The organism is Pleurocapsa sp. CCALA 161, from assembly GCF_003003995.1.
In the GTDB taxonomy this organism is placed as follows: Bacteria; Cyanobacteriota; Cyanobacteriia; order Cyanobacteriales; family Xenococcaceae; genus Waterburya.
On record NZ_PVWF01000174.1, the window covers coordinates 1 to 6,895 of the forward strand.

6 protein-coding genes and 1 pseudogene are annotated in these 6,895 nt (G+C 39.3%); 1 reads left to right on the top strand and 6 read right to left on the bottom strand.

The features are described from left to right. Window positions 1–255 precede the first annotated feature (255 nt). The 3 genes and pseudogenes from C7B62_RS23435 to C7B62_RS23445 all read right to left on the bottom strand — a co-directional run bounded on the left by C7B62_RS23435 (window position 256) and on the right by C7B62_RS23445 (window position 1,948). Complete coding sequence (locus C7B62_RS23435) at window positions 256–741, bottom strand: hypothetical protein (protein ID WP_106243290.1); 486 nt, start codon at window positions 739–741, stop codon at window positions 256–258. A 346-nt stretch (window positions 742–1,087) separates the two neighbouring features. Next, window positions 1,088–1,270: pseudogene (locus tag C7B62_RS23440) on the bottom strand (DUF2164 domain-containing protein); the annotation flags it as partial. A gap of 402 nt (window positions 1,271–1,672) precedes the next feature. Continuing rightward, on the bottom strand, window positions 1,673–1,948 hold the full coding sequence (locus C7B62_RS23445) for a winged helix-turn-helix domain-containing protein (protein ID WP_106243297.1): 276 nt from the start codon (window positions 1,946–1,948) through the stop codon (window positions 1,673–1,675). A gap of 92 nt (window positions 1,949–2,040) precedes the next feature. On the opposite strand from C7B62_RS23445, the gene C7B62_RS23450 reads away from it, so the two are divergent. Then, entirely contained in the window at window positions 2,041–2,508 is a 468-nt protein-coding gene (locus C7B62_RS23450; protein WP_106243301.1) for a DNA phosphorothioation-associated protein 4, read from the top strand. Window positions 2,509–2,606: 98 nt separating this feature from the next. On the opposite strand, the gene devC is transcribed toward C7B62_RS23450, so the two are convergent. The 3 genes from devC to ftsH3 form a co-directional block, all read right to left on the bottom strand. Beyond that, the gene (devC, locus tag C7B62_RS23455) at window positions 2,607–3,833 is read right to left on the bottom strand and encodes an ABC transporter permease DevC (protein ID WP_106243305.1); all 1,227 of its coding nucleotides are present in this window, start codon (window positions 3,831–3,833) and stop codon (window positions 2,607–2,609) included. A 66-nt stretch (window positions 3,834–3,899) separates the two neighbouring features. Continuing rightward, window positions 3,900–5,063, bottom strand: coding sequence for an HlyD family efflux transporter periplasmic adaptor subunit (locus tag C7B62_RS23460; protein WP_233220125.1), 1,164 nt, complete (start codon window positions 5,061–5,063; stop codon window positions 3,900–3,902). A gap of 237 nt (window positions 5,064–5,300) precedes the next feature. Beyond that, the coding region (gene ftsH3 / locus C7B62_RS23465) for an ATP-dependent zinc metalloprotease FtsH3 (RefSeq protein ID WP_106243311.1) at window positions 5,301–6,895 on the bottom strand (1,595 nt) is incomplete at its 5' end.

A 6,895-nucleotide genomic window follows, 5' to 3' on the forward strand; every position in this document is an offset into this window, starting at 1 on the left:
GTCAATCGTCCGAACGTAACGCATCATTTGGTGTAGTTACAAGCTGCATCCGCTTGTCGGTGCAGTAATTGACTATTCTCACCCTGCAATAGACAACACAATGTTTGAAAAATAATCTTTAATGTGGTTTAGGTATATTTTTATCCTAGCGATCGCCAAGAACTGCGAACATATAATTGTATTTAATTAGTTACTTATTTGTAGCCTAATAGAAACTATTTGGTTTATGTTGTCACTAAATTGAAACAAATGAGACTATGAGTTAAGTTGTTGTTGTTCTAAGATAAATGCTCTGGCTTCCTGTAAACTTTTTAGAGCATATTTAAGCTCTTGTTTCAGTCTGAGGTTTTCCATAGCTAGCTGAAGATTCTCTGCTTGAAGATTTTCCAGATTATTTTCTTTTTTAACCTGTTCTATGATAACTTTTAAGTCGTCTTTCTCCTTTATTGTTGCTTGTTCTTTTTGCCTTACTTTAGCTTCTAGATTCGCCTTTTTTCTTGACTGATGATTAACAATTAAATCGTATTTTTGCTGTTCTCTTAAACGTTGAATTTTATAAGCTAATTCAGGATGTTTATAGATATAGCTAACGGAAACTTTTGCTTCTTCAGCTACAGAACGAATAGTTATCTTTTGTTGTCTATTAGTTAGTGTAGCGATCGCTGTTTCTGTTTTTAGCAAGGCTTCTTCACTTTTTTGGATACTGGCTTTGGTTAACCCTGATAGCTGTTTATTAATCATTTAGTAACGTTGTAGACGCTGTAGACGTTTTTAGGTATACAACCGATAATTACAGTTATCGGAAGTTGATTTTTATTTTTCGATCTTTACTGAAATCCTTACATGATAAGCTTTTGGTTTAAGCTTAGATATATAGCTACTTAAAAACAGGGTATATACTTATTTTCATTTGCGCCCTGAAAAGCAATTTATACTTGGTTGTTCTCATCGGCATACAAAATATAGATATTTCTACTTTAGACAATAAATGTAATTGAATTTAACTAGATTTTGATATTTACTATCACGAAGATTTATTTGAATTAGCGACTTAAAAATCAAGGTTTTTATTGAATAATAGCTAACATTACTCTTGCCAATAATCAAACTCTGGTTCGTAGCAAGTATCTTCAAGATCGCTTAATTTACTATCCACAAAAGAGCGCGCATCGATAATTGCTTGATTATAAACAGTAGGGCAAATTTCTCGTAAACAAAAGTCAAGCAATAGTGCAGCTTTAAGATCGCCAATTTCTTCATCGAGTTTTTCTTCAAAGTGCTGATTCTAACAAGTGCCTTGAGCGATCGCTAATATCTAGATGATTGTGTCATAAATCAATATTTGAAACAATAATAGATTGAGAGTATTCGGTGACATCCATTGAGAAAAAAAGATATCAGCAAAAAAAGTATGGCACGAGCTTAATCTTAGGTATTTTGATTAATTATTTTCATTATGTATCATAGTTAAAATTTTGACACAATTAATTTTAGCAAGCACAGAATGAAGTTTATAGACGATACTTTAAGTAATCGTCGGCCTAAACCACTGCCACTAGTTTCGACCGCAGAATTAGGCTCTAGTCGACCGCTAGGAGTATTTTAAATTCAATTAACAAGAGTGTTTTTGTTACGGATCTTCATTTGGGGCGATCGCTATGCACAAAATAATTTAATCTTGATTGGGATTAATTGTATCATAATTTGAATTTTGAAACATTTCATAGTAGGGAATATTGTTTTTAACCGCGTAATCAGTTTTAGAAGCATAAAATTTGCCATGGCGATCATGGAAAGCCCAGTTAGTAGGGAATTGTAAGATTGCACCCATGGTCAAGGGAACACCAGACTCTGTTAAGACTTTTATTCTGCGGTGTAGAGTACTACGAGATAAGCCAGTTTCGTCTATTAACTGACGATAACTATATTTTTTACCCTCGATTAACATAATGATTCTCTTGCTTATTGTATCATTAATTTAATTTTGACACATATTTAATCATCTAGCCAATTAATCCAGTTATACTAACTTCAAAACCAATGGCATTACCTAGAATAAAAATAGCCCAAGACAAGGCCGAATTAGTCCGAAAGCTGCTGGATGAGAAAAGAACGACAGGAATGTTCTCTACTTATGCGGATGTAATTGCTTTTGCTGCAAGCTTAGGAGTGAAACATAATAGGAGATCGCCTATTACAGAAGTCTCTCAAAGCGAACCTGCACCCATTAGCCTGGAGGTATTTATTTCCAGAGGTTACGAACGGTTGATTAGATTAATCGCTGTGACATCAACCGAAGATATCAAAGTCTTATCTAGGGAAGACGAATCAGCCGAAGCAGCGAGAGTTTTGATTTTTGAAGAATACGCCAATGGCGGATTAGAACAGCTACAGCAAGAATTACGTGGTGCGGTAGATTATACCGATAGATTGGTTCTAATTTTAAATGCGGAACGGTTTAGTCGGGAGGTTGATCACGAAGAATTCGATCTGAGCCGATTTTTATAATGTGTCAAAAATTTAAAAAAGACACGTTTTTTTAGTATCGTATAATACAAAATATGAGATATTGAAAAATAAAACAGGTAACATTAGAGAAGAAAATTCTAGTAAAAAATATCAGCAGGATCGGCAGTACGCAGCTTTTTAATCGCGATCGCGCCTGAAATTACACACATGAGGATAGTGAGAATAAATACACGCAGGGCAATGCCTGTATTCATCGAGACAGGGAGTTCAATAAAATTAGTCATCAGATAGTAGATGCCGAAAGAAGTTAAGTAACCAGGAATAAAACCCATCACGGCTAAAATCAGCGACTCTTGCAATACCACCAAAGATAGATCACGGTCTTTGTAACCCATCGCTTTAAGGGTGGCATATTCAGGAAGATGTTCACTAACATCGGTATAGATCACCTGGTAAACAATAATAATTCCCACAACAAAGCCAATTCCTGCCCCAAAGTTGAGGACTTTTCCCTCGGGCCATGTGGCAACTTCGGCAACTTCTGCTTCAGCTAATTCAGCCTTGGTTAATACTTTGATACTCTTACCCAGAGTTTGCTTAATGCCTTTAATTACTGCTTGGGGATTCGCTCCTGCCTCTAGAGATATTACACCGAGGGAAACCTGGTCTAAATCCGCATCTTCACTAATTTGTTTATAATTCCAGTCGCTCATTACCGCCACACTATCAAAGTAAAAAGTACTGCCTAAATTAAATAAACCGATGACAGTTACTCGACGGTTATCTAAGATACTAAAGACTTGACCCTGAGTAGCAAAGAGTTGAGGAATATTTCCTGATACCGATTTTGAAAGGCGATCATATAAAATACTGCTGGGAATAGCTAATAGATTTAGCTGCTGATTAACCTCGGGGAGATTGAGTACGGGTTTATTAGGATTAAAGGCAATAATCTGCATTGAAGATGATTCAATATCGGCATCAACCTCATCTCCATTCGCAGTTTTAAGCAGCTTTGGATCTACCCAGCTACCACGGCTAACATAAAGCGGTCGGACATCGGCAACGCCTTCAACAGCATCAGCTTGGTAAAGAAAAATATTGGGAACAGAACTATCTCGAATAACTTCAGCATAGTTGGACATCAAGTACAAATCGCCATTGAGATTTTCAGGTAACAACGTCACCCCATTAAACAGCATTCCCCTTAAACCCAATTGAGTGAAAATAAGAATAATCGAGAACGCCACTCCTAAAATTGCCACCAAAAGACGAACTTTCTGGTGAGATAGCTGTAACCAAGCTACAGGAGTTCGACGTAGATAGGCATTAATTTTTTGAGTCAGAAGATAAATTAGTTTCATCAGCAGGTAGGGGCAAATGGCTATTTGCCCTGAAAGTTAATTAGCTAGATTCAGATCAGTTTTAGGTCAGTTGTTGATTTCCACTCGCACTTTCATATTGGTTAAACCTGCAACTTTTTTACTGTCTTCGGGATTGATGCGGACTTTAACCTCCACGATGCGCGAATTCTCGTCTTGGGTCGGATCTTCCGTTGATTCCACTAGTTGTTTTTCTCCCACCTGCAAACCTAAATGCTCTACCGTACCTTTTAACTTCCCTGTAAATCCGCCATATTCACTGCTAACTGTTGCTGGTTGACCAATGCTCACCTTGCCGATATCTGTTTCATAGACTTCGGCGATCGCATACATTTCATCGGTACGACCCAATTCCACAATGCCCTGTTCTGTATTCACCTGTTCCCCCACACGGGTATTAATGCGGAGGATTTGACCAGAAATTGGCACTTTTACTTTAGTGTCCTCAAGATCAGCTTTGATCTTGTCCACGGCAATAATCGCTTTTTCCACTTCTATCTCCGCCACCCTGACATCTACTGGTCGAATTTCCTGCAACAGAGCTAGATTTTCTCGCTCTTGGTTTATTTCTTGCTTTAGAGTTTGTTGAGTATTATCTAATTGAGCAAGTCTTTCATTTAAAGTAGCTTGAGCCGTATCCAACCCTTCTTTAGCTTGATCAAAAGCTTGAATACTCACTGCCCCCTGTTGTTGCAAGCTAAGATTGCGATCGTAGGTCAACTGAGCCTGTCTTAACTGGGCTTTAGCAGAGGCGATCGTCGCCTGTCTTTCCGCCACCTCATTCCGCAACTGAGATTCCAGACGGGAGATATTGGCTTCTTGGGCAGCAAATTCCGCCTGTTTACTTTCCCCCGCACGAACTTGGTCTAGTTTAGCTTGAGCTAGTTCCACTTCTTTTTCTGCTGCTTCTAAATCTCGCTGACGGTTTTCCAGTCCCTGAAGCACTGCAATCACCTGATTCTTCTCGACGCGATCGCCTTCCTCAACTAATATCTGATTGACTCGACTATCCTCGGCATTTGCGACCGAAAGTTTAATCACTTCCCCTTTAGGAGTCAACTTACCCAAAGCCACTACCTGTCTTTGCTGCTGCACTTTAGGTTTACTTTCTGTAGTTGTATCTTGAGATTGCGCTAGGGAATTAGTCTCACAGCCAGAAATTATCCCCAGCAAAATCAGAATAACTCCGTACTTACTTAAAAATCTTGACAAAATCATGCTTCGAGGGACTTTGGAATCTTTTGTGAATTAATTTGTAAATTAAATTTATCTGCCAAGTAGTCTAAATCTGAGATGATGTTTTTTTTCTCCTACAATCTCAGCACTTGAAGACTCATCCTAACAATTCTCTTGGTGAGACTGCTTTAAAAAAAATAGACAGCACCCAGATTGTGAATGCTGTCTATAGTCAAATTATTGAAAAATCAGATTAGTTGATCAAGTTAGTAATTATGCCAAAGATGCCATTTTCACATCGTTATTGGCTAGAACATCTTGTAACTCATCTGCTTCCACTGTTTCTTTCTCAATTAGCATGTCTGCCAATTTATCTAAGATATGACGGTTTTCCATCAATACTTTTTTGGCACGACTATAAGCCTGATCGACATAGTTACGTACTTCTTCATCGATCGCTGCTGCGGTTTCGTTGGAGAAATCGCGGTCAGAAGCAATATCACGACCCATAAAGACGTTACCATTTTGACGACCAAGAGCAACAGGTCCTAGGCGATCGCTCATGCCAAAACGAGTTACCATTTGACGAGCTACTCTAGTTACTTGCTGTAGATCATTGGAAGCACCAGTAGTTACTTCTTCTTCACCGTAGATAATCTCTTCTGCCAAACGACCTCCTAGGGCAACTGCCATTTGATTTTGGAGATAGGAACGGGAATATAAACCAGACTCCATCCGATCTTCACTAGGAGTAAACCAAGTTAGACCACCAGCACGTCCACGAGGGATAATGCTAATCTTTTGTACAGGGTCGTAGTCAGGCATTAAAGCACCCACTAAAGCATGACCAGCTTCGTGATAAGCCACAAGCTCTTTACGTTTTTCGCTCATAACGCGGTTTTTCTTCTCAGGCCCTGCCATAACGCGATCGATCGCATCATTGACTTCATCCATGGAGATTTCGGTTAGGCTACGACGCGCAGCCAGAATTGCTGCTTCGTTAAGTAAGTTTGCCAAATCTGCACCTGTAAAGCCAGGAGTACGACGAGCAATTTTATTAAGATCGACGTCTTTGGCTAAAGTTTTACCACGAGCATGAACGTTAAGAATTTCTTGACGACCAGCGTAGTCAGGACGATCTACTACTACTTGACGGTCAAAGCGACCAGGACGCATTAACGCTGAATCCAAGACATCAGGACGGTTAGTAGCAGCGATGATGATAATACCTGTGTTACCTTCAAAACCATCCATTTCAGTTAACAGTTGGTTAAGAGTTTGTTCTCGCTCATCGTTACCACCACCAAGACCAGCACCCCGCTGACGGCCAACTGCGTCAATTTCATCAATAAAGACAATACAAGGAGCATTAGCTTTTGCTTGTTCAAACAAATCCCGTACACGAGACGCACCGACACCGACGAACATTTCCACAAATTCTGAACCAGAAATACTGAAGAAGGGTACACCAGCTTCCCCAGCTACAGCTTTAGCCAGAAGAGTCTTACCTGTTCCTGGAGGCCCAACTAAAAGTACACCTTTAGGGATTTTGGCACCAATAGCAGTAAAGCGATCCGCATTTTTGAGAAAATCGACAACTTCAGTCAGCTCTAGCTTGGCTTGTTCGATCCCCGCTACATCACCAAAGGTTACTTGACTTTTGGGTTCCATTTGCACTCTGGCTTTAGATTTACCAAAATTCATGGCTTGAGAGCCTGGCCCACTTTGCGCTCTTCTTAACAAGAAGAATAATCCTACTAATAAAAGAATCGGGAATAAGAGACTACTTAAAGCTCTAAATAACCATCCTTCATCCCCTTGAGGGAGTACAGCAATATCTACACCATTATCGCTGAGAATATCAATTA